Raw genomic sequence first — 3,938 nt, forward strand, 5'->3', positions numbered from 1 at the left:
AAGCGGCCAAGCCCGAGCGACCGGCCCTGCACGACAAAGCCGCCGCCCCGGTCATGGTCAAGATGCCGCCCCCGGCGGCCGTGCGCCTGGCGCAGATCAGCTGGGTGCTGAGCCTGGTGGTCGGCGCGATCGCGGTGGGCTACCTCTTCATCATCCGGCAGTCGATCGACCCCGATATCGAGGCGATCGTGCGCGAGGTGGACACCACGCGTCCCTCCGAGACCATCAGCTCGGCGGCCGACATCGTCTTCTGGTGCGTCTTCGGCGCGATGGTGACGGTCCTGCTGGTGCAGATCACGACGCTGGTGTCGTTCAACAACCGCCGCAACAACGCGCGGTGGTGGATGCTCGGCATCCTGGTCTTCCTCGCCGTCACGGTGCTGGCCGCTCGCCAGTTCGTGGCCGTGGGCGACCGCGGCGTCCCCCTGGATCGGCTGCTGCTGATCCAGCTGGGCCTGTCGGCCCTGGGGCTGCTGTTCTCGGTGATCCCGGCCGCTCTACGCTGGACCGCCCGAAAGCACGACATCCGACGCGGCACCACCAGCGGCGCCACCGCCGAACTCTGAACTCGAGGGGGCGGCATCCGATCCGAAGAGGTCGGATGCCGCCCCCTCGACGCTGCGCACGACACCGCGGCACAGATCGGCCGTGTGGCGGTCGGTGAGGGGCGACTCCGCGAGGGAGCGCCACGTGGTCATCAGACCGTCGATACGCTCGCGCTGCGCGGCCGGCTCGGCATCGTCGCCGAGACCCAGACGTCGCGCCGGAGCCAGTCCCGCACCGCCGACGATGCGCTCGGCCTCGGCGAGGACCGCGGCGTCGAGCTCGGGCGGGGACGTGCGCAGCTCGGCCAGCAGCGAGAGCTCCCGCAGGTCGTGGCTCTGGGCCGTCAGTCGTTCGATGGATGCCAAGAGGCCCGCCGTGTTCGGACGCGGGCGCTCGCGCACGAGCCGCTCGACGCTGTGCAGGATGCCGCGTGCCTTGAGCGCGAAGGCACGGCCGCGGAACTGGTCCTCGACGAAGCGCTGCACCTCGACCAGGCCGCTCTGCTGCACGAGGCGGTCCGACAACGCCGACGAGGTGTTCGCCCCGCCGCGGATGAGGGCTGCGGCCAGGCGCACGCCGAACAGGCCGAAGCGGCGCAGCAGGGCCCGCCGGACGTCGACGCTGAGGGCGGTGTCGTCGCTGGCGCGGGTGAAGCGGTCGACCGTGAGCATCAGACGGTCGCGCGCGGCGCGGTCCATCATCGCGATGTGGCGCAGGGCGATGAACTCGCTCTCGCGCAGGGTCCGCCCGCCCTCGGCGAGCAGACCCGCCACCGGGACGACGTCGAGCGCGAGCGAGCGCAGCTCTCCGTCGCGGCGGTAGCGGTCGGCGATCTTCGCGGCCGACAGCAACGAGTCGATCCGGCCCGAGCCGATCTCGTCGGCGCGCGAGAGCGCCGCGAGGGCGTTGACCGTCTGCGACTCGCCCGCGGCCGTGTCGCGGAAAGCCTCGAGGAACTTGAGGTCCTCGGCGTGCACGTGACGCAGCAGGTAGATGATGGCATCCGCGGCCGTGGGGGTGTCCTTCGGGATGAAGAAGTCCGTCGACCGGGCGGAGTTCTCGACTGTCAGCGAGGCGATGCCGGGCGTGTCGATGAGCACGGTGGAACGCAGGCTCTCGCTCGGCCACGCGACGTCGATCCACGCCACCTCTTCGGCGGTGTAGCCGCCCATGTCGAGCACCAGGCGCCCCTCGTCACGGCGGACGGGGCGCGAGATGCGCCGCCCGTCGTGCAGGCGCAGGTCGACGCGGGCGGTCGAGCCGTAGCGGTACCAGGTGATCGTGCGGGTGCACTCCCCCGCGTCGGTGGGGGCGATGCGTTCGCCGATCAGGGCGTTCAGCAGCGTCGACTTGCCCGCCTTGACGATGCCGGCCACGGCGAGCCGCAGGGGCTCGCGCAAGCGCGCGCGGAACGACTCGAGCACCTCGACGGCGGCCGCGTCGTCGGCGTACACGCCCAGGGCGTCATCGACGATGCGGGCGACCTCGGGAAGACCCGCGCTCATCGGGTGACCGCCGCGCGCGCGGGGCGGCCCGACGAGAGCTCGGCGGCGGGGATGCGGCCGCGCAGCGCCTCGATGTCGCGCAGCTGCGCGTGCAGCTGCTGAATGCGCTTGTCGCGGTCGGCGGTGTAGCTCGCCGCGGCCTGCTTGGCCACGAGGACCGAGTCGCTGAGCGAGCGGTGCAGCTCGTCGGCGATCGAGCCGAAGTGGTCGCGCGCCGTGCGCTGCACGATGCGCAGACGGTCCTTGAGCTGCTTGCCCACCTGGAAGACGGTGTCCTCGATGTGGCGGCGCAGCAAGTTCTTCGCCTCGTTCTGACGGCGCAGCAGACGCGAGGACATGTCCTCGCGGAACGCGCGGCGCCCCACCAGCACACCGGCGAGGAGCGACAGCGGGTTGATCAGCGAGAGCCCGACGATGCTGGTCGCCAGACCCACCATCAGCACACCGCCGTACGAGCCGCGGACGCCGATGTAGATCTTCTCGGCCGCGCCCATCTTGCCGTCGTCGAGGTGCTGCAGCTCCTCGACCGGGTCGAGCAGGCCGTCGGTGCCGGCGACGTCGATCAGCGGGATGGACTCCTCGCCCATGCGGAACTCGTCGGCCACCTGCTCGGCGAGCCACTGCGAGCGCTCGTTCGTCCAGACGAACGTCTCGGACACGGCGGCGTTCACGCGCTGGTCGACCCACTCGGCGATCTGGTCCCAGATGGGGCCCGGGTCGCCCTCGTCGATCGCGGCCTCGCCCTCGCGCTGCACCTTGCGCAGGCGGTCGCGCAGGTCGTGCTCGGTGTCCGAGATGAGGTCGGCGATGCCGTCGGACAGCGTCACCTGCCACCGGCTCGTGCGGCTGCGGAAGTCGTCGGCCTTGGCCTTGGCATCCTCGAGTCGCGCGATCATGCCCGGGGTGTCCTCGGGGTGCTCGAGGGCGTTCAGCTCGGTCTTGACGGTCAGCGAGAGCTGATCGGCCACCGTCATGAGGTCGTGCACCGCGCCCTTGCGGTTGATCTCCTCGGCCTTGCCCAGCACATCGCGGCGCAGGTGCGCGACGAGCTCGGGGAACCCGGACTCGTCGTTGAGTTCGCGATCCTGCTGCTCGGCGGCGAGCAGGCGCAGGTCGCTCGAGACGGCGAACACGGGCACGTCGTCGATGTCGACGCCCAGTTCGTTCAGGTGCTTCTCGTCGACGCGCTGGATGTCGCGCCACTGCGGGTACAGGTCGGTCTTGGACAGCACCGCGGCGACGTTCGGCGAGATGCGCATCGCGTGGCGCAGGAACTGGATCTCGGGCTCGGTGTACTCCTGCGAGGCGTCCGAGACGAGCAGCACCGCGTGCGCGGTCGTCAGGGCCGCGAGCGTCGCGAGCGACCGGGTGGATTCGAGTCCACCGACGCCGGGCGAGTCGACGATGCGCAGGCCCCCCTTGAGGATCTCTCGGGGAAGCAGCACCTCGGCGCCGACGACGTCGCCCTCCTGCTCGTCGTCCGCGCGGGCGGTGACGTAGTCCGAGAGGCGCTCGAAGGGGATGTCGACGCGGCGGATCTCATGAGCCTCTCCGCTCTCGCGGCGCACCAGCACCGTGGCGGAGGGCTCTTCGGCGTAACCGACCGAGGTGGGGACCGACGTGGCGATGTCGTCGTCGACGGCGCACGCGGGAGCGTTGATGAGGGCGTTGACCAGCTTGCTCTTGCCCTGCTTGAACTGACCGACGATGACGACCCGCACGTGCGGGTCCTGCAGGCGCGACCGGGTGTTGCCCAGCTTCTCGGCGAGGTCCTCGCGGCCCACGGCCGCCGAGAACCGGCGCGCGCGCTCCACCAGGGCGGCCAGCTCGGCCGGCGACGGCGGCGGGTTCTTCGCGTCGGCGGGAGCGGCGGGGGACGTGGTGGGT

3 protein-coding genes are annotated in these 3,938 nt (G+C 71.2%); 1 reads left to right on the top strand and 2 read right to left on the bottom strand.

What is annotated here, in order from left to right:
* Nucleotides 1-566, top strand: a 566-nt coding sequence (locus tag DBR36_RS10730; RefSeq protein WP_181373563.1) for a hypothetical protein, incomplete at its 5' end; no start/stop codon positions are given.
* Here the strand turns inward: DBR36_RS10730 and DBR36_RS10735 are convergent.
* Together DBR36_RS10735 and DBR36_RS10740 are read right to left on the bottom strand one after the other, a co-directional pair.
* Nucleotides 498-2,051, bottom strand: coding sequence for a dynamin family protein (locus DBR36_RS10735; protein ID WP_108319239.1), 1,554 nt, complete (start codon nt 2,049-2,051; stop codon nt 498-500). The two genes, DBR36_RS10730 and DBR36_RS10735, sit on opposite strands and share 69 nt — an antisense overlap.
* A partial coding sequence (locus DBR36_RS10740) for a dynamin family protein (RefSeq protein ID WP_308810950.1) occupies nt 2,048-3,938 on the bottom strand: 1,891 nt, incomplete at its 5' end. The genes DBR36_RS10735 and DBR36_RS10740, both read right to left, overlap by 4 nt.

This window comes from Microbacterium sp. HMWF026, assembly GCF_003061325.1.
GTDB classification, from domain to species: domain Bacteria; phylum Actinomycetota; class Actinomycetes; order Actinomycetales; family Microbacteriaceae; genus Microbacterium; species Microbacterium testaceum_E.

Bases quoted from the DNA above. Each gene is read 5' to 3' on its own strand.
- DBR36_RS10735 (WP_108319239.1), bottom strand. From the start codon at position 2,051: ATGAGCGCGGGTCTTCCCGAGGTCGCCCGCATCGTCGATGACGCCCTG.